Origin of the sequence: Francisella-like endosymbiont, assembly GCF_003069505.1 — a bacterium.
Classification (GTDB): domain Bacteria; phylum Pseudomonadota; class Gammaproteobacteria; order Francisellales; family Francisellaceae; genus Francisella.
The window spans coordinates 18,230-35,798 of record NZ_QAPC01000002.1 but is presented as its reverse complement, the minus strand read 5'-3'; the positions used below and the strand labels follow the sequence as shown (position 1 = coordinate 35,798).

The window sequence follows — 17,569 nt, the reverse complement described above, 5'->3', positions numbered from 1 at the left end:
GATAATGCCTAAAAATATTCTCTCTTTTGCAAATATAGTTATTATGAATTTAAATACTTCAATAGCTGCTTTTTATTAATAATGATAACAAACAAAAAATAATAGCAAAGCTAAAATCTTTTGCTAAAGCTGAAGTACTATGATCTTATTATAAGCTGTTTGATTCTTACAACTATTACACCTATCAGCATCGCGTAGATAAAATTGATAATCACTGGTACGACATAGCTAAATATTACAAAATATACGCCATCAAGATATATAAGAGCTTTTTGAGGTGTTTTATTAATATAGTTAGCAACCCATTGAATGAAATCTTCACTAAAAAACAGTTGTGGAGCAACTTGGATTTTTGTAGTAAAAACAATATTGCATAATGCACCAATAAAAATCCCTAGGTTTGTAAGTAAACGCTGATAGTTTATATTGCTAATTTTAAATGATTTAAAATAGACAATCTCTAAGTAATTATATTCACATAAAATAAAAATTAGTAGAAAAACTACAATATAAATTCTAAAGTTTAATGGTGGTAGTTTATTCATTAGATACAGCTTGATAGCTAAGGCAACTAAAATCACAAAAGTAAAAGCTAATAAAAATATTTGCGCATTTAGATAAGAGCTTAAAACTAGTATAAAGGCACAAAATATTAACCAGTTAAATAATTTCCACAGCTTGGGTTTGATGATAGCACTAGTGGTATCTTGGTTATTATTTTCGAGTTCGAATGTGTCAGTAGATTTTTTGTTTTTAAACAACATAGTAAAATTTATTTGTTTTTTATACTATTATGGGGTTTTAAAAATTTTTATAAAACATTATATTATTAAATATTATTTTAAAACTAGAGCTTAAAAACTGAATATATGAAAAAATACCTTATAATGGCACTTTGCCTTGCTTTTTATAGTTCATCATTTGCGATGGCACAAAATAATGCCACTAAGCCTTCGGTAGAGTGCTATAGGACTAAAATTATGAATGCTGATCAGCAAATTATACAACTAATTGCTGAGCGTCGTGGCTTGAGAGATAAAATGTTAAAGCTTGAGAAAAAGCAAAATTTACCAAATTATGATCCATTTAAAGATCAATCACTAGCAAATACACGCACATCGTTTGCGATACAGTGTGATGTTTCTCCAAATTTAGTTGCTGAGGTTTTTGATCTTCTAAATAGAAAAAATTTACAACCAGCAGATCAAAGTTTTTAATAAAAAGTATATAAGAGGTAAAGATAACATGTCTATTTATGATTTTAAGCTAACTGCGAATGATGGTTCAGAATATAATCTACCAAAAGATAAAGTACTTTTGATAGTTAATGTTGCAAGTAAGTGTGGCTTTACTAAGCAGTATCGTGGTTTACAACATCTGCATAAAATATATCCAGATTTAGAGATTGTAGCATTTCCTTGTAATTCATTTGGTGGTCAAGAGCCTGGTAGTGATGAAGAGATTAAAAACTTTTGTGAAACTAACTATAATGTCACATTTCCAATTATGAAAAAAACTAAAGTAAATGGTAAAGATGCTGAGCCATTATTCGAGTATCTCAAAGAAAGAGCAAAAGGCGTGCTTGGTACAGAAAGGATCAAATGGAATTTCACTAAGTTTTTGATATCAAAAGATGGTGAAACTGTCGTAAGATATGCACCTAAAACTATTCCAGAAGATTTAATCCCAGATATTGATAATTTTCTAAAAGACTAAAATTAATATTATAATAAAACAACTTTTTCCTACCAAAGAGTATAACTATGATAATTATTTCACTATCTTATATTTTATAATCGTATTGATTTCAAGTAAATCTAAGTCAAAATTATTTGAATATTTTCCAGCTATTGTGATTATTATTTTGTAATTGTATTGTTATTAGCTTGTGGCTTTTGGAATACTAAATCGACCGAGATAATTTAGACAAGATCACAACTACAAGATTTAATATTACCGATTATGCTATTTTTGATGCTAATTCGCTGTGATATCCGCATGGTGATTATGCTTGGGCGCAAGCATAAGTATCATGATTGCATTTGTGATAATGTATCTAACTATTGGAAGATATATATTCCCAGATACTTGGAAAGGTTTATCGGTATTATCAGTTAGTTGGATAGATGGTACTGGTAATATGGTTGCTATCAAGAGGCATTAGCTACTACTGATAATCAAATGCGCTATATACTTTTAACAGACTTGATTAGTTACTCTATTTGGTTTACATTTTTATTTGCACTAATATCACGGAGCAAATATCTTTAATAAATGGACAAAAGCAGGTTGTATCGAAGAGCATATCGGTAATGTTTATATTAATAATTCTTATCATATTAAGAGTGAGATTAATTTTATTGGGATATTTTTGTTGATTGCAGTGGTTTTTGCCGCTACAGATATCGCAAACGATACTCTCTAGCTATCTACCAGCAACTGAGCTAATTTCAGCTAAGATATGGACAATACTGTTGGTGACATTGTTTGGCTTTTTAGGAGTTATGAAGCCAATTCCTAAGGTTAGAAGTGATAGCATTATTGCGAGTATATTCTTGTACTTTTTGGTAGCATTTTATCATAGCTTCAGGTTCAAGTTTCAAAGGTTTTTCTCAATTACTGATATATATTGTTTGTGGGGTTATGGTACTTGTTATTCATGCTATACTAATGATGATAATAGCCAAAATTTTTAGATTAAATTTAGTAATGTGTTCAATAGCTTCCTTAGCTAATATTTGTGGTATAATAGGTGTGCCAATTTTGGCAAGTGTATATCTAAAAGTTTGGTTTCTATAGTGGTGGTTATGGCATTACTTGGCTTTTTGATAGGTACTCAAGGTAAGTCTAATCGTGGCTAAAATACTTTGATGATTTGCTGGCTAAGAAAAAAATATCCCGGTAGCTATAAGCTCCTTGGAGCAAAAATAATATTATAGAAACCGATGTCTCTATAAGTTGTGGCACAGTTTCTTGAGACTATTACCAATATTCAAAATGGAATTGAAGCTAACTTCACAGCTATCAAAGTCAAAACTGGTGCAGATTTTAATAGAGACATACAATTATTTAAAGCTCTTGATAGTGAGTTTAGCAAAAATATCAAATTTAGGTTTGATGTTAATCAGGGCTAGAATATTTCGTAGACAAAACAGTTTATCGAAGAGTTAAATAAATATAGCCTAAATGTTGAGATAATTGAACAGCCTATTAAGTATTATGATATTGCTGTAATGCTTGAGATTACTAAATTTAGTAATATTGCCATAGTGGCAGATGAGTCAGTATTTGATGTTAAAGATGCTGAGCGTATCATTCTGAGTGAGTTTAATATTAAGCTTGCTAAAAGATGGTATCCTTAGAGGCACAGAAAATTAAAAGATTAGTTGATAATGCCGGAATACCTTTATGGTTGGCTGTATGATGGAGTCGCCAGCTGGTTATCTTAGCTACAGCAAGTTTTGCTCTAGCTGAGAGTATCACAGTAACAGATCTTGGTCTGTTAGATTGGATTGCTAAAGATCTATATAATGACTATCTAACTTTTGATGAGCTGAATATTATCTTAAAAGATAATATAAAATGATTTGGTTTTAATTTATTAAAAATACAGATATATGAACAAAGATAAAGTTATAGTTCTAGTCATGGTTTTATCGAAAATGGCAAAGTTTAGCGAGTCCTTTAAAAAAATTATGATGATATTATGCTGTGGATTTGCCAACTACTTTTGTAACTATCGATGTCGCAGTTACTAAACTTTGCCAAGTTATACAAAACATCCCAAAGACAAAGTCTATACCTTTATAGCGTATAGTTTTGGGTTGGTATATTAGTTTGTAAGTGTATAGATAAGCTACAGCTTGAAAATATTGATGAATGTGTATTTATTAGCGATACCATTTACAGGCTCAAAATTTGCTGATTTTGGAGATGGAGTTTCGTTTTATTCCAAGATACTAAAACCAAATAAAGAACTAAAAGTAACTGATGACTAATTTGAGATTTGTAATAAAGTTGCAGCTAGGATTCCAGTTCATCTAATTGCTGGCAACATAAGCATTCAAGATTTAATCTTTTGGCTAAATATTGCCTAAAAAGTGATCATGATGATTTGGTTGAAGTAGCATCTGTTTTTGCGATAAATAGTGCTTATAGGTTATCCTAAATAAAAATCATAGAAAGATTCATCATAATGATGAAACACTAAGTAAAATAGATTGCTTTTTACAAACTGGTAAATTTTAAATCTGAGCAAATACAATTAAGCTAAAATAAAATCTTGTGTTGGGAATGAAGTATTATTTGTTGAGTTTACTTGATGGACAAAAGCATCAAAGCTTATTGTATTTAGGGTGATTATGAGAGTTGTTGTTAGTTCTAATTTTTTCATTTTTATTACCTTTTGAATTTTTAGTCTTTAAGTTTATGTGACTATTATTGCAGGAGTTTTTATATATATAAATACTAATGATTTTTATAATAGATATCAGTTTAACTTATATAAAGGCGGGGGTTTATAGCTGATTTATATTCAGAGTAAATATTGTTTTATTCTATTATAGAGATACATTTAGTGATATAGGTCTAGTTATCATGGACTTTCTGACATTAAAACAAAATTGCCAAATTGAAGAGTATACTATTTCCCAAGGTTTAAATCTAATCGAAAATGCCTCTGATGAGATTTACGAGAAAATCAAAAACTCAAGCATAAGTATTATATCTCTAAGTATCGATAGTGCTACAGCAGTGACGCATAATGATTTCAGAAGCCAAAAGGGTGCTTTTGAGGCAATTGTAAATGCTGCGCTTTTTTTTAAAAAAATGGTAATACCATTTTTTTAAACTCATCATTTACCAAACGTAACCAGCATGAAATTAAAGATGTTTATAAACTTGCTAAATCACTAGAGGCTACAGCATGGTATCTATTTATGATCGTGTGTCTACAGGGCATGGTGAAGAGCTGATATAGGAGCTAATAGATATTAGATGATTACCAAGATATTCTCAACTGGCACTACGATATTGAGGCAGATGAGCAGGATATGTTCGTGCGACCAACTTGTGCACCACATTATTATTGTATCCGTTTTGAGCGTAATAAACACAACGGCGCCAAAGTTTGCTCAAGAGCTCTTAGTTTTAGTACTGGGGCTAGTAAGGGTTGTATTGTAGAACAAAGTATTTGCCTACTTAATGTCGATGGCAATGTTTATCCGTGTAGCTACCTACCTATGGGTGCTAGTAGTGTCAAAGAAAAATCTTTTGCTGAGATTTGGAAAATAGTAAGATGCTAGAAGATATGCGTGATTTGAGTGCTTATAAGGGTAAATGTGGTGCGTACGAATTTATCAAAATATGTGGAGATTGTAGAGCTAGAGAATATAATATTCACGGTAGCTTATCTAGGAGAAGAGCTATTCTGCAATCCTATGCTAATTAGGATGAAGCAAAAAGAAAACTTAATTTTATAGTCTATTGTTTTGTAAGCCAACAACTTCAGACATTTCGACAATTTGTTTAATATCTGTGTTTGGTGTCGGTTTTTTTCCTCTACCTTGTACTTGAAGTGGTATATTTACAAAATTCATAGCTTTAAAATTATAAGTAATATAACACTATCTATACTCATAGCATATACTCCAATAGAACCAGTCCCTTGATATGCAGTAAGCAATAGTTAGGTTTTTTAGATCTTTTATAGTTGTCCAGAGAGTCATAGATTTTTCGTAAGGAGGTACGGAAACATTTACAATAATTAATGTAGCATGATAAAACGCTTATCTTTTGATTTTGGCTCAAGCATAAGTTTTAGATAGTATATAAGCTCTTATAAAACGAGATATAGAACTGGTACTCTTTGATATTTTCTAAATGCCAGTTTATAGCTAGGGGCATTGGTTAAGACATCTTCAGTTTCTTTATATATTTGAATTTCACCATCAAGAAACTCTATCACAGCACTATTGCCTAGTGAATCTCTAAGAGAGATGTAGCGGAATATTTTTGATAAAAATACCATGTTTAAGTTTGATAACACTATTAACTATCTGATGTTCAGATAGAAACTTTATAGCTTCTGTTACATTTTTACCATCGCTAATAAAAAATTAAAAATTACCAATATCATATATAAAAAGGACTGGGAGTGTATATTTAGGATCATATGTTGGGTATTTGGTTATATCACAAGATATAAAACACTAAAATAAAGTCATTGTGTTTAAACCATCTGCAATACTTCTATCAAAGCCAAATCTATCAAAATAGCCTTCCAGCTTGTAAGCTGCTCTATAAGAATCTTGTCTGCGTCAATAATAAAATTTGTAGTATTCTCAATTCCTACATAATCCCAACCATTTTCAAAAGCAGGAAATCCATAGATCTTGCTTCTATTTTATAATAATTTTTATTTATAAATACATTTGTACACATGGCTTATCCTTTTTTGTATATGAGTTCATATTTTTAGGTGGTATACTTAACATTATTAAAATATACAGTATTTATAGTTATAAAAAAATGACAAATCAATTTGAAAATATAATCTTATATCGCATGGTTATACCAGAGAAAATTTGCCCAAATGGTCTAAAGGCGAAGGCGCTTTTTGAACAAAAAGACTGGAGTTTTGAAGATAATCATCTAAAAACTCGTACTGAGACAGATGCCTTCAAAGCAAAATATAATTTACAAACTACACCATTAATTTTCATAGATGGTCAGCAGATAGGGGGATTATAGTGACTTGTCTGAATTTTTAGGTGAGAAATGAATTAGCAGTTAAAATACTTTGTCCTATCTACTCAAGTATTGCCTGAGCATATCGATCCAAACGAGCATCTAAATAATGTCGTCTATCTACAATGGATGCAGGATGTAGCTATCGCACATATCAAGGCTAATGGTGTCTTTGGACTGACAAAGTCTCAAGGACTTACATGGTTTGTTAAAAAGTATATTATAGATTATCTATCACAAGGTTTCTTAGGTGATGATATCGCTGTGGTTACATAGATAGAGAGTATTACCAAGATTTCTACACTTAGCAAATATCATATCTATAGAAAATCAGACAAAGCACTATTATGCAAAGCAGATACACTATGGGTTATGATAAATGCTCAAAAGGGTAGACCTGCCAAAATACCTACAGAACTAGTCGAAATTTTTGATAAATATAACAGTTTTGAGATTGATGATATTAGTTATTTGATTTAATAAAAAATTATAAAGCCTATTTTTCCTGATAATTATTTCAAAAAATAATATAACTAAAAATAAAGCTAATTTATTAGTTTTTGTCTTAAACCCTCAAATAAATAGACCGTTGCAGCTTGAGCTACATTTAGCGATTCTATATCACTAAGTGTTGGTATCATAGTTTTTCACCTACAGAAAAATCTTGGATACCATTAGCTTCTTCCCCAAAAACTAACATGCTATTAGCAAGTTTAAATTCATTAGTATAACATGATATTCCCTGATGTGGCGTAGTCAGCCATATCTTGCGCTGCTGTAATTTTACGGTGTTTTTTAGCTCAGCAAGATTTTCAAGATAGCCAAATTTGAGGCTAAATTGTGCCCCATACCAGCTCTGATTGCTTTCGGGTTAAACACATCAACAGTGCCATTGCTTAAGATTACTTCTTTTAAGCCTACAGCTATAGCAGTGCGTAGAATTGTACCGATATTACCAGGATCTTGGATTCTATCGAGTACTAGGATAAAGTCATCATTAAAGCTAAGCTCTTGAAATTTGGGCTTTCGGCTAAGATTAATATTCCTTGTGGATTTTGTGTTTGAGATAGCGCTTCAAAATCTTTCTCGGTAACAATATACTTTTTATCTAGAGTATAACTTGGACTATCAGCTTTCTCAGTTACTAATATTCCGATTATTTGTTGTTGAGCTAGTCTTTTAAGTGCTTCTTGAGCACATCTAAGTCCTTCAATGACATAGTATTGTGACTTTTTTCGTCCCTTAGAACTATGAAGTTTTTTTATTTCTTTATAGAGTTTTTGGCTAAGATTTTTCATTAAATTGATTAGCTAGCAATTTTGCTAATAATTTTATGATTTTTAGTGGAGTGTTTAAATAGCTTTAATGTGTATTTTTACTATAACTAGTCAGAAATATTAAGGTAAATATATTACTAAAAAATCTCTAGAGTTAGAGTATATTTTATGCAAAGAGAAAAAGGTGCCTATGTACCGGTATTTTAAGTGCTGTTTTATTTTAGCAAGTATATTATCATTATTGGGAATCTTAGTGCCTATAATATCCAAATTATCCAAATTTTAATCCTAGAAAAGTTTGGTTGAGCATATATTTTGGCAATGAGTGTCTTTGTTTGCTTATGTTTGGTTTTGATGTTTAGTCGTTTTGGAGATATCAAGCTAGGTCAAGATCATGAGCTACAAGAGTATACAAATCTCTCATGGTTTACGATGCTATTTGCTGCAGGTATGGAGATCTGTTTGATGTTTTATGGTGTTACTGAGCCACTAAATCATTTTCTAACTCCACCTAATCTTTCGACAGATAATCTAGAAATGGTAAAACATGCGATGATTTTGTATATAGTGTTATGCTTAGTATCAAACAAAAGCAGATAACAATGCTTATAATAATAGGGTAGAAGTTTTATTAGGTCAAGGTGGTCAATATTATGATATTATAAGCTACTCAAAGGATCAGGTAATTGCTGATATAGTGATACATCTGCATTATTTACATTTAGCAGTAGCTGATAAAAATATTATCAATTAAGTACAGCGTAACTAAAGTTAAGTATCCAAGCAAAGCTTATCCATAACAGATAAGGTATGAGTAAATATCCGGCTAGCTTGTCCATTTGTTTAAATACTATAATATTCCAGGCAACAAATATCCATAATACTGACATCTCTAATAGAGCTAAATCAATATTATGCCAGCAGAAAAATACAAACTCCATAAGAAATTGAGTCCTAACTGTATCACATAGACTATAAAAGCTTTTTCTTTGAATTGCCCTTGTTTAAATATTAACCAACTAGATATAGCAATCATAATATATAAGATCGTCCATACTGGTGTAAATATCCAATTAGGTGGGACAAAGAGCGGGCTCTTTAGATAGATAAACCAGCTTGGGATATTTATTGATGTTATCATACCAACAAAATATCCAACAGCTAAGATTACTATTATAAATAATGCTAGCGCTAGCAATTTTATGATTTTGAGTTGGTTCATTTTTAACTCCTTAAATCTGTTAAAAAAGACCTTGGGATTTACATTAGATATTGTAGATTAGAATATATTTTTTCTAAAGTATATTATAATTATTAACAATTATTTAATAAGGTAATAAGGTAATAAGGTAAGTAAGATGCTAAAAACCAAGAGCTTAACACCACATGAGTATAATAAAGCTACAAAAAGATCTTTTACAGGTAGTATATAATAATTTAGATCAAAAAGGGCTTGTATATTTGTCGTAATAGAGGTATGCCTCTGTTTAGAGCTGATAGAAAGTTTATTTCAACTTGTGGTTGGCCAAATTATGATATCCATATTGATAATAATGTAAAACAACTTCCTGATGACGATGGTAGAAGAAATAAGATTTTGTGTAATAATTGTGATGGTCACCTTGGACTCATGGTGAAGGCTATACTAAGTTAAACATTCACTACTGTGTTAACTCTGCTTCAGTAGATTTCATCCCTATAGAAGATTTTAGTAATACCGAAGAGATTATTGTTGCAGTAGAGTGTTTTTAGAGAGTTGAATATTATATGAAAAAACTGTTAGGAGTAGTATTTGCTGAGTCAGGTTACTGTGGTGGTGATTAACCATATCCTGATTACAAAAAAATCTGTGGAGGTGATACTGGTTATCTTGAGGTTGTCAGAGTTATATTTGATACTAGCCAAGGTTTCATTACAACAAGTTTTTAAATATTTCTTTGAGATCCATGATTTTGAACAAGCTGATCGTCAAGGACCTGATATTGGTGAGCAATATAAATCTCCTATTTTCTACTATGATATAAGCAAAAACAAGTTGCGGAAGATCTAAAACAAATATTAGTACAAAAGGGCTACAAAGTTGCTACAGAGATTAAATTAATGAAGTCATATTACGGTGCTGAAGACTATCATTTTAACTATTATATGAAAAAAGGTACTTTACCTTATTGTCATATTCACAAGAAAATCTTTTAATTGTGCTGATTTGGAAAAAGTCTGTTTTTTTATCAATAAAAATAAACTTATCGAAATAACTACAAAACCTAATTGTTGTGTAGGTACACCAATCATAAGTTTTGATATTGATAAAAACTTAGAAGAAGTCCAGCAATCCCAGCAACTGTAAATTTAACTAGCCTTATCACAGCATTACCAGTTGCAAAGCCTTATTTTGATAAATCAATAGCTTTTGATGCTGTAGTTATGTTTATAAATGCTAACCAAATTGTTACTAAAGCATTTAGAAGTATAAAAATGTAAATATTACTAAAAAGATATGAGTTTAAAATATTTGCTATTACAGTAATAATTGCAAAATAATAGCCATTAAGAATTAATTTTCTTTGGTTATGTGGAGTTACTTTTTGCCTAATATAATTACTAGCAAAAACTACCCTACAAATATTAAAGCGAAATTAATATACAGTATTATGTATAACCAAGATTAAAGTAACCGATAATTAAATTTGATGAGACTGTGATAAAACTAAATAAGGCACCAAAGCACAAACTGCCAGTCAAAGCCCAACTAAAAAAGGAATATTCATGAAATGATTTAAATAAGCCTTAAAACTTACCTCTAGATTCTTTGAGTGTTTGTATGATGGGTGAGTTTCTGGCATTATTAATGTTAAGATTAACAGTATAACTCCATAGATAGTTAGAAAATGGAAAATATCCTGTCAACTACCAGTTGTATATACAATCAAACTACCAATAATTAGTGCAATTATTGGAGCTAGCATGAACACAATAATCATTGTAGCCATCATTTTCATCAATTTTTGACTTCCATAGCAATTTTTGAGTACTGCCATTGTAGCCATAGCAGCAGGGGAGAGTCGCCCAAACCTTGTAAAAAACACATTAATTATTAATGTGTCAAAGCTATGTTTCAATGAACAAAGTATGGTACTAACTATATAGGCATACCTATAGCGGAGGATTTTCTTATGCCCAAATATATCTGATAGAGCTCCCAAAAAAACATTCCAAGGCCAAAACCGACAAGATATATAGATACATTAATAGCTACTTTGTTGACATTTACACTAAAGAAATGAGCGATGTTGCCAAAAGCAGGGATATAAGTATCAATCTTAAATGGTGTAATGCTACAAAAATTATCACAAAGAAAATAAGATATTTACTACCTTTTCTAATTTCGAACATAAATATATTAGATGATTAATTTAAATGGTTTATTTTAGCAGATAACTTGATTTAATATCAAAAAGTTCATTAAGCTTGTCGAAATGTTTTATCAACCTAAAAAATAAAGTTTCAACTTATACTAAGTCAGCTTGTTGCTATTTAAAAAAGATTAAACTTACAGTATATTAATAGATAGTTAAAGTTTTATTAGGATATAATCTATTAAGCTTTAACACTATCATCTTGGTTTTGTACTAGTTGATTTATGCTGCCTGAAGCTGCTTGAACTTCAGTTTTAACTATATTAGTGTTTTCCTGAGCTTGTTTAGCATCAGTTTGGTTGGTAAAACTAGTTGTTGCAACAGTAGCCGCAGATTTAGCTTTATTAATCGCAGCTTGGATATCCGCAGCAGCAGTGTAACCGCCAATTATAGTAGTATTAGCAGCTGTAGCATCTTTAGCAGGAGCTATGACTAGGAATGGTGTACCTTGGATTCCAAGCTGATCAAACCCTATTTCTAGCGTAGCTTTAAGATGATCTGCAATCTTATCATCTTGTATAGCTTTTTTAACTTTAGCCATATCTGCACCAGCTTGTTTAGCTACTTTGTCAACAGTTGAGTTCTTTAAGCTACCTTCGTCTTCACTTGTTGCAAAAATACCATTGTGATATTTGACGTAAGCATCAGCACTATATAATTTATAAATAGCAGTACCAACTTCTGCTGCATATTCAGAAGCAGGTGCTTTTTGACCAAATATTGGAAACTCAGTAAAGATTACTTGAGCATCGCTATTATCTTTCATAATTTTTTCTATTTCAGGAGTAAGCTTAGAACAGTACATGCACTGATAGTCAAAGAACTCATAAACAACTACAGAAGGGTTTTTAACATAAGACTTAGGAGTTAGATCAGAGTCATAGATACTGTCTTTTACATTTAAAAAGCTAGTTACAGCTTTTTCATTGATTTGCTGTTGCATCTTATTGTGTAGCATGTTCATGTTATTTGCAATATCCTGTAGCGGAATAGCTGGCTTTTTAGCACTTATAGCATCTTCAAACCCAGTTATAATTTTATCGTTGTTTAGCTGAAATGCTTTGATATTTTTATCAGCAGCTATGCTAGAACCCATACCATAACCAATAGTATAGCTTGCACTAGCTGTAACATTAGTTTTATCAGCAGGAGTAGCTGTAGCTATACTAGAGCCAGAGCTAGTAGCAGTAGCTGAAGACTTATCATTACTAGAACTATCTGAACAAGCTACTAAACTTGTTGTAATAGCAGCTATAGCCAATGCTTTTAAAATTTTTTTCTTTGCCAACATAAATTTACTCCTTTAACTATTTCTTTTGAGCAGCCATTGCTTGCTTTTGGAATTTAATCATCGCATTTTGCATTTGATCTGGAGTTAGTTTTGATTTTTTACCATTTATACCATCTTTTAGACCATCAACCATTTCTTGTTTATCTGTAGAAATATTGTTTTGGTCCATTTGATTTTTCAATGTTTGTCCCATTGTGTAGCCAACAGAATAGCTTACATCATCTTGGATATCTGGTGTTACTGCGAAACAAGTAGTGATTAACGCGCCAGCAACTAGTGGGGCTATAAGTAAAGTCTTAGTTAATTTCATTTTTTAGTTTCTCCTGTTGTTTGGATAATGAATACTTTCTCCTAGTAATTCTAACAAACGGTTTATAAATCACAATGTTTTATCTGTGTAACTTAGAAGTTTTTGTTTGTTAATCGCTCAATCAATGTGTTCTAAAACCAATTGATTATCAATAAATTTAGATTTTTTTAGTTCTAAAGCTTGGAGATTTGCTTGACTAAACGGTGAGTTAACGACTGCAATAGTAATATTTCTTATCTACATAGCATAACCAATTTCTCCTAATGGCTGATCCTTGGAAAATCTGCTGTTGATCATATTAGTAGTTCAAGAAGCGGTTTATTTACCAAAAAATCACGCTGCTGAAAATCTCTTTATATTGTTATAGGTGCAGCATTGTTAAAAGGGCAGACTAGTTGACAATCATCACAACCATAAATGCGTCTGTCAATTTTATCTCTAAGTTCTAGTGGTATAGTGCCTTTATTCTCTATAGTTAAGTATGAGATGCACTTTACGTGAATCAATCATATTCCCAGTTTGTATTACACCAGTAGGGCAAAGTTTGATACATGCTTGGCATTTACCGCAAGAATCTGGGTGCTTGGGTAAACTAGGTAGATTTGATAAATCAAGATTACTATAGATCACTCTGATAAAAAAATGAACCCTGGACTTTATTTATCAGCATTGAGCTTCTACCTTTCCATCCTAGACCTGCTTTTTCAGCGAGTGGACGCTCTAAAACAGGAGCTCTATCAGTGAAAACTCTAAACTGATGTCCACCTGTTAATTCATCAATAAACTCGTCTAGTTTTTGAAGTTTTTTTCATTACTTTATGATAATCTCTACCATGAGCATATATAAAAATATCTGTAATATTGCTAGTTGTTCTGAGTCTTTTAACCTTTGTTTTGACATTAACTGGATGATTAAGATAGTTTAATGTAGCTACAATGATGCTATTAGTTACAGGGACTAAATTCATTAGGGATAAACCTTTTTGAGCCATGTTTTACTATGTAATCAAGATCAGCATGATAATTATTCTCTAGCCATTTGTTATAGTAAGGAATATATTAAGGAAAGATCACAGTCAGCTTTTGAAATTGAAGATAGATTAAGATTTTTTATAGCAAAATCTTTTACCTGTTACCACTGCTCTAAAGAAAGCTCAAGCTTCATGATTAATTATCTGTAAGTTTGATATCCCATAGCTTTTCTAAAGCATATAAATTTCTAGTTTCTTCAAGCATGATATGCACAACAATATCACCGATGTCCACTAAAACCCAGTCAGATTTATTGTCACCTTCAAGACCTAGTATGGTAATCTCATTGTTTTTTAATTCTTGTTCTAAATTTTTTGCTAAAGCTTTTGCATGAGTCGTTGATGATGCTGTAGAAATTACAATTTTATTCATCATATCCGTCAGATGCTCTACATCTATAACTTGAATATTAATACCTTTTAGGTTATCGAGAGCTTCTAAAACAATCTCTAGTCTTTGATCTGTTGTCATGAAAATTTTCTAACATTAAATTTTTATAAATTTGGCTTAAGATTATAACATAAGTTAATTATCATTATATTAAAACAAGAAGTTTTAGTAGTAAAAGATAGAGAAAAAGAGTTTATTTCTATTTTTAGTTATTTTAACTGCAATAGTTCTAGTACTGTTTTATAGATTTGTACAATGGTATGAACAAATAATAGGGACAATGTTTTCGTATATAATGATGATTGGTTTTATATTGTTTATATTTGCATCATTTAGATTTATTAAGGATAAAAAAGTAAATATTAATTTCTTTAACTATTTAATATAGGTGTAACTCTGCTAGCATTAGTGAAAATAATAGTTAATAGCTGTAAGCAGGCGGTTTTGACAGTTGGTTATGTGGTCAAGATTATTTACTAATGATCAATCTCAACATAAATAACCGAGAGCAAAAAATTATAATAACCAATGCAATATAAAGCAGAACAGCAAAAAATAATTAATTATGATATAAGTAAGCATGCTTTGGTTTCAGCGGTAGCAGGCAGTGGCAAAACGCAAACTTTGATAGCACAAACTGAGTATCTGGTTAATAATCAAGTAGCTCTGAATAAGATCCTAGTTTTGATGTATAATAAGTCAGCTAGCTTGATTTTGCTACTCGTCTAAAAAGTTTTCAAGCCGGAAATTGCCAAGCTTATAAATGTTCGTACTATGTACTCCTTGGACAATAGCTTTCTTCAAGCTTTTGCTAAAGCTGGTTTTGTCAAAGCTGATAAAATTCTCAAAGAATATGAAGTGGATGCTATCATTGTTAAACTACTAAAAACTTATCAAAAAGAATTTAAAATAACCAAAGATATTGATAGTGAGCGAATAGAAACATTTAAAAACTATATTTCATTACTAAAATTAGATTTATCTTTGGGTAATAACAAAATAAAAGATTTAAACTCAAAAGAGAAAAATTTATTAGACAAATCTTTAACAAATTTAATCAAGAATGTGAAAATCCAAAAGCTATAACCTACAATGATATAATATATCTACCAGCTAAGTTTTTTGAAAAAGATAAAGCCAGTGTTACCCAAGCAAGTAAATTTGTATTCGTACATAATTATTGATCAATATCAAGATATAAACTAAGTTCAGCAGTTTTTTACGCTGTTTGGTTAGACAAAATACTTATATTATGGCTCTGTTGGTGATGTCGATCAAACTATTTACCAGTGGCTTTGCTCGACACTTTATTATATGTTAGAAGGCTTCGAAAAAGATTTTAAAGATGTTAAGCAATATACACTTTTTGTTATGGTGACCTGATATCGTTGATGGCAAATAATATTATTGTCAATAATAAAAAACACCATAACAATTTATGTATAACCTATCCTAGACTAAACGAAACTACCGATATAAGTATTTTAGACAGTAGTAATAAACTTTTACTAAAACTAAAAGCATAATACAAAATGGTGTTAAGGCTAATGATATAGCTATATTGGTTCGTAAGTATAATTCAACTACAGTTTTTGAGCTAAATTGTCTATATCATGACTTAGCATATAATGTCATTGCTGATCAAAATATCTTTAGGAGAACCTTTTCAAAGCTATTTAATGGATATTTGATATTATTTAACAAAAACTATGGTTTTGACAAACATACTCTTGAATAGCGTATAGAGTTTATCTAATCAATATTAGATTATCTTAGAAAAGACCTTAAGCAAAAACTAGTCATACAAATTGCTAGTGATATTTCTCAAGCTGCAAATTTTATCGAAGCTCTTAGCGAAATTGTAGATAAGATATTTAAACAAAAAAATATCTTATCAAAATATCTAGTAATTGGCCTAATATTTTTAATAAAACGCGCATAAAAAAGCTGATAAAGCAATTGATTTTATATTACAAAGTTTAGATTTAGCAAAACAAGTTTCTAAGGCCTCGGGAGAAACTCATTCAGGTAAATCTAGGCTACAGATTATTGATGGAATGATTATTTTTGCTAAAGACAAAAAAATACCTTGACAGAATTTATTGAGCTTTTGTATCAACTTTATATTAGATCGAATCAGCAAAATGAAAATAATCATAATCAAATTCAAATTATGTCGATGCATCGAGCTAAATGTTTAGAATGGGATTATGTTGTAGTTCATGATGTTACAGAAGGGTGGTTTTTTGGTGATAAAAATACCAAAATATGTTTGAAATAATAGAAGAATAACGACATTATATTTATATAGGAATTACATGAGTTAAGAAGCATTTATTTATAGTTTCATCAGATGATATTACGCGTTTATCATCTTAGTATCAGATTAGAAAAAAATATTTATCCAAGTGATTTAAAATGTAAGAATAGTCTGATATTTTTATATGAAGGAAAATTGGTTGAGTGTGAAGATTATCTCGATAAATCTAAGTATCGCGATAAGACTAAGCTTCATAATGTAATCTTTAAAAGGTATCACGAAAAAATTATAACTGAAAGTGATTAGTTTTGCGATTGAAGAGCTATATTATCGTTAGTATCTTGTTGCGCAACTGGTGCTTTGTCTTGCAATTCAAATGGTTTATCAGCAAAAATACATTGAAGGATGAACAATAATCTTACCATCTTGAGTTTTACTAAGCCACTTACCATCAGCATCAATGCTTATAGCGAAACCATCTAAAATTTGGATATATCTTTTCCAGCATTGTGCTTTAAACATAGGCTTTTGGCCATTGTTAACATTAACTTTGTGCCAAGTTTTGCCATTATCAGCTGATTCTTGATAGGTAATCAAACAATAGTTTGTTGGCTTTAGAAGAGTGGCTTCTTCTTGAGCTTGTTCTGCTAGCTCTTCTTGTAAAGCTTGAAAATGAAAATAATAAGCAATCCCTGAGATTATTGCGATAATACTAATAATTGCAACAATAATTATTTTTTTTTCATTTTTACAGTCTGTAAAATGACAACTTATTTATAATTATATACTTAATTATATTCAAATGCGATTAGCAGAGTTTATTTTGTTTGTCAAAATGGTTTATAA

Annotated in this window: 15 protein-coding genes and 11 pseudogenes; 15 read left to right on the top strand and 11 right to left on the bottom strand. The window is 30.5% G+C overall.

All coding sequences use genetic code 11. The annotated features are described in order from the left end of the window. Positions 1–137: 137 nt before the first annotated feature. On the bottom strand, positions 138–764 hold the full coding sequence (locus C9379_RS04240) for a hypothetical protein (RefSeq protein ID WP_143384697.1): 627 nt from the start codon (positions 762–764) through the stop codon (positions 138–140). A 105-nt stretch (positions 765–869) separates the two neighbouring features. Here C9379_RS04240 and C9379_RS04235 point away from each other — a divergent pair, with 105 nt between their 5' ends. From C9379_RS04235 to C9379_RS04210, 7 genes and pseudogenes are all read left to right on the top strand, one after another. Further along, the gene (locus tag C9379_RS04235; protein ID WP_143384698.1) at positions 870–1,217 is read left to right on the top strand and encodes a chorismate mutase; all 348 of its coding nucleotides are present in this window, start codon (positions 870–872) and stop codon (positions 1,215–1,217) included. A 28-nt stretch (positions 1,218–1,245) separates the two neighbouring features. Next, positions 1,246–1,716 (top strand): glutathione peroxidase, encoded by a 471-nt coding sequence (locus C9379_RS04230; RefSeq protein ID WP_143384699.1) that lies wholly within the window; start codon positions 1,246–1,248, stop codon positions 1,714–1,716. A 316-nt stretch (positions 1,717–2,032) separates the two neighbouring features. Further along, positions 2,033–2,164, top strand: coding sequence for a DUF819 family protein (locus C9379_RS04225; protein WP_318263271.1), 132 nt, complete (start codon positions 2,033–2,035; stop codon positions 2,162–2,164). Positions 2,165–2,577: 413 nt separating this feature from the next. Next, positions 2,578–2,799, top strand: a complete 222-nt coding sequence (locus C9379_RS04220; protein WP_343377544.1) for a DUF819 family protein — start codon at positions 2,578–2,580, stop codon at positions 2,797–2,799. 161 nt (positions 2,800–2,960) lie between these two features. Then, positions 2,961–3,134, top strand: a complete 174-nt coding sequence (locus tag C9379_RS08790; protein ID WP_425536921.1) for a beta/alpha barrel domain-containing protein — start codon at positions 2,961–2,963, stop codon at positions 3,132–3,134. A 99-nt stretch (positions 3,135–3,233) separates the two neighbouring features. Beyond that, positions 3,234–3,362, top strand: a complete 129-nt coding sequence (locus tag C9379_RS08785) for a hypothetical protein (RefSeq protein WP_425536920.1) — start codon at positions 3,234–3,236, stop codon at positions 3,360–3,362. 255 nt (positions 3,363–3,617) lie between these two features. Further along, positions 3,618–4,248, top strand: a pseudogene (locus tag C9379_RS04210) (hypothetical protein). A 16-nt stretch (positions 4,249–4,264) separates the two neighbouring features. Here the strand turns inward: C9379_RS04210 and C9379_RS04205 are convergent. Continuing rightward, a complete protein-coding gene (locus tag C9379_RS04205; RefSeq protein ID WP_318263272.1) occupies positions 4,265–4,393 on the bottom strand; it encodes a hypothetical protein in 129 nt (42 codons plus the stop codon). A 203-nt stretch (positions 4,394–4,596) separates the two neighbouring features. Here C9379_RS04205 and C9379_RS04200 point away from each other — a divergent pair, with 203 nt between their 5' ends. Continuing rightward, on the top strand, positions 4,597–4,848 hold the full coding sequence (locus C9379_RS04200; RefSeq protein WP_318263286.1) for a hypothetical protein: 252 nt from the start codon (positions 4,597–4,599) through the stop codon (positions 4,846–4,848). A gap of 203 nt (positions 4,849–5,051) precedes the next feature. Continuing rightward, positions 5,052–5,303 (top strand): SPASM domain-containing protein, encoded by a 252-nt coding sequence (locus C9379_RS04195; RefSeq protein ID WP_318263273.1) that lies wholly within the window; start codon positions 5,052–5,054, stop codon positions 5,301–5,303. Positions 5,304–5,474: 171 nt separating this feature from the next. Here C9379_RS04195 and C9379_RS04190 read toward each other — a convergent pair whose 3' ends face one another. Together C9379_RS04190 and C9379_RS04185 are read right to left on the bottom strand one after the other, a co-directional pair. Next, positions 5,475–5,597, bottom strand: coding sequence for a hypothetical protein (locus C9379_RS04190; RefSeq protein WP_318263275.1), 123 nt, complete (start codon positions 5,595–5,597; stop codon positions 5,475–5,477). Between the two features lie 239 nt (positions 5,598–5,836). Continuing rightward, the gene (locus tag C9379_RS04185; RefSeq protein ID WP_343377530.1) at positions 5,837–5,965 is read right to left on the bottom strand and encodes a hypothetical protein; all 129 of its coding nucleotides are present in this window, start codon (positions 5,963–5,965) and stop codon (positions 5,837–5,839) included. Positions 5,966–6,528: 563 nt separating this feature from the next. On the opposite strand from C9379_RS04185, the pseudogene C9379_RS04180 reads away from it, so the two are divergent. Both C9379_RS04180 and C9379_RS04175 read left to right on the top strand, forming a co-directional pair. Further along, a pseudogene (locus C9379_RS04180) lies at positions 6,529–6,781 on the top strand (thioredoxin domain-containing protein). 38 nt (positions 6,782–6,819) lie between these two features. Continuing rightward, positions 6,820–7,227: pseudogene (locus tag C9379_RS04175) on the top strand (acyl-CoA thioesterase). 65 nt (positions 7,228–7,292) lie between these two features. Here C9379_RS04175 and C9379_RS04170 read toward each other — a convergent pair. Continuing rightward, a pseudogene (locus C9379_RS04170) lies at positions 7,293–8,045 on the bottom strand (TrmH family RNA methyltransferase). Between the two features lie 147 nt (positions 8,046–8,192). Between C9379_RS04170 and C9379_RS08780 the strand changes: the two are divergent. Further along, positions 8,193–8,579 (top strand): annotated as a pseudogene (locus C9379_RS08780) (BCCT family transporter); the annotation flags it as partial. A gap of 191 nt (positions 8,580–8,770) precedes the next feature. Here the strand turns inward: C9379_RS08780 and C9379_RS04160 are convergent. Then, positions 8,771–9,246 (bottom strand): annotated as a pseudogene (locus C9379_RS04160) (TspO/MBR family protein). A 136-nt stretch (positions 9,247–9,382) separates the two neighbouring features. Here C9379_RS04160 and C9379_RS04155 point away from each other — a divergent pair. Further along, positions 9,383–10,220: pseudogene (locus tag C9379_RS04155) on the top strand (bifunctional methionine sulfoxide reductase B/A protein). Positions 10,221–11,621: 1,401 nt separating this feature from the next. Here the strand turns inward: C9379_RS04155 and C9379_RS04150 are convergent. The 4 genes and pseudogenes from C9379_RS04150 to rsfS form a co-directional block, all read right to left on the bottom strand. Then, positions 11,622–12,728: a thioredoxin domain-containing protein gene (locus C9379_RS04150; RefSeq protein ID WP_143384724.1), complete on the bottom strand. Its 1,107-nt coding sequence runs from the start codon at positions 12,726–12,728 to the stop codon at positions 11,622–11,624. 19 nt (positions 12,729–12,747) lie between these two features. Further along, entirely contained in the window at positions 12,748–13,041 is a 294-nt protein-coding gene (fipA, locus tag C9379_RS04145; RefSeq protein WP_143384700.1) for an infectivity potentiator lipoprotein FipA, read from the bottom strand. A 117-nt stretch (positions 13,042–13,158) separates the two neighbouring features. Beyond that, positions 13,159–14,155: pseudogene (gene queG / locus C9379_RS04140) on the bottom strand (tRNA epoxyqueuosine(34) reductase QueG). A gap of 53 nt (positions 14,156–14,208) precedes the next feature. Then, positions 14,209–14,544 (bottom strand): ribosome silencing factor, encoded by a 336-nt coding sequence (gene rsfS, locus C9379_RS04135; RefSeq protein WP_143384701.1) that lies wholly within the window; start codon positions 14,542–14,544, stop codon positions 14,209–14,211. Between the two features lie 97 nt (positions 14,545–14,641). Between rsfS and C9379_RS04130 the strand changes: the two are divergent. Together C9379_RS04130 and C9379_RS08775 are read left to right on the top strand one after the other, a co-directional pair. Then, positions 14,642–14,965, top strand: a pseudogene (locus C9379_RS04130) (hypothetical protein). 26 nt (positions 14,966–14,991) lie between these two features. Beyond that, positions 14,992–17,029, top strand: a pseudogene (locus C9379_RS08775) (UvrD-helicase domain-containing protein). On the opposite strand, the pseudogene C9379_RS04110 reads toward C9379_RS08775, so the two are convergent. Next, positions 17,026–17,497, bottom strand: a pseudogene (locus tag C9379_RS04110) (hypothetical protein). The pseudogenes C9379_RS08775 and C9379_RS04110 sit on opposite strands and share 4 nt — an antisense overlap. Between the last annotated feature and the right edge of the window lie 72 nt (positions 17,498–17,569).

What these genes read in the sequence shown, in the direction of transcription:
- C9379_RS08785 (WP_425536920.1), top strand. Translation starts at nt 3,234, where the DNA reads ATGCTTGAGATTACTAAATTTAGTAATATTGCCATAGTGGCAGATGAG.
- rsfS (WP_143384701.1), bottom strand. Translation starts at nt 14,544, where the DNA reads ATGACAACAGATCAAAGACTAGAGATTGTTTTAGAAGCTCTCGATAAC.
- C9379_RS04190 (WP_318263275.1), bottom strand. Translation starts at nt 5,597, where the DNA reads ATGAATTTTGTAAATATACCACTTCAAGTACAAGGTAGAGGAAAAAAA.
- C9379_RS04195 (WP_318263273.1), top strand. Translation starts at nt 5,052, where the DNA reads ATGTTCGTGCGACCAACTTGTGCACCACATTATTATTGTATCCGTTTT.
- fipA (WP_143384700.1), bottom strand. Translation starts at nt 13,041, where the DNA reads ATGAAATTAACTAAGACTTTACTTATAGCCCCACTAGTTGCTGGCGCG.
- C9379_RS04240 (WP_143384697.1), bottom strand. Translation starts at nt 764, where the DNA reads ATGTTGTTTAAAAACAAAAAATCTACTGACACATTCGAACTCGAAAAT.
- C9379_RS04230 (WP_143384699.1), top strand. Translation starts at nt 1,246, where the DNA reads ATGTCTATTTATGATTTTAAGCTAACTGCGAATGATGGTTCAGAATAT.
- C9379_RS04200 (WP_318263286.1), top strand. Translation starts at nt 4,597, where the DNA reads ATGGACTTTCTGACATTAAAACAAAATTGCCAAATTGAAGAGTATACT.
- C9379_RS04205 (WP_318263272.1), bottom strand. Translation starts at nt 4,393, where the DNA reads ATGAAAAAATTAGAACTAACAACAACTCTCATAATCACCCTAAATACA.
- C9379_RS04235 (WP_143384698.1), top strand. Translation starts at nt 870, where the DNA reads ATGAAAAAATACCTTATAATGGCACTTTGCCTTGCTTTTTATAGTTCA.
- C9379_RS04225 (WP_318263271.1), top strand. Translation starts at nt 2,033, where the DNA reads ATGATTGCATTTGTGATAATGTATCTAACTATTGGAAGATATATATTC.